Raw genomic sequence first — 408 nt, 5'->3', positions numbered from 1 at the left:
ATATATGAGGGAATGCGCGTCCGTTATCAAATAGAAAAATAGAAAATAGACAACAAGGAAAACCGGTGCCGCCGCAACCAAAAAGGAAATCAAAGAGAGGTATTAGAATCCTGTCCATTTCCATACAAGCAAAAAAATCATAACTCCATGGCTCCAAGCTCCACCCTATACGCAAGTAATGATGACTGTACTGTTCCAATGTTCCGTTTGTTTGTTGTTGAGTAACCATATCAAACCACTGTCTCTGCCCTCTCGCCTTCCGCAATGACCGGAACACTGAGTCCACGTTCCGGGCTTTGCAACACAAGCTGTTCGTGGCGTCGGGCTCGGAGGAAGTCACTGATGGCGCGGATGAGGATAAACCAGCCAACAATCATCAAAACGTAGGAAATCCACTCGCTAGTACTG

Annotated in this window: 1 protein-coding gene; it reads right to left on the bottom strand. The window is 46.1% G+C overall.

Annotated features, from left to right (window positions below):
* On the bottom strand, nt 1-229 hold a 229-nt coding region (locus tag JS756_RS39165), incomplete at its 3' end, for a hypothetical protein (protein WP_205387515.1).
* Between the last annotated feature and the right edge of the window lie 179 nt (nt 230-408).

Source organism: Streptomyces actuosus, assembly GCF_016921115.1.
Taxonomy (GTDB): domain Bacteria; phylum Actinomycetota; class Actinomycetes; order Streptomycetales; family Streptomycetaceae; genus Streptomyces; species Streptomyces actuosus_A.
Note: the sequence above shows the minus strand (reverse complement) of the source record. Positions and strands in the feature narration are given on the sequence as shown.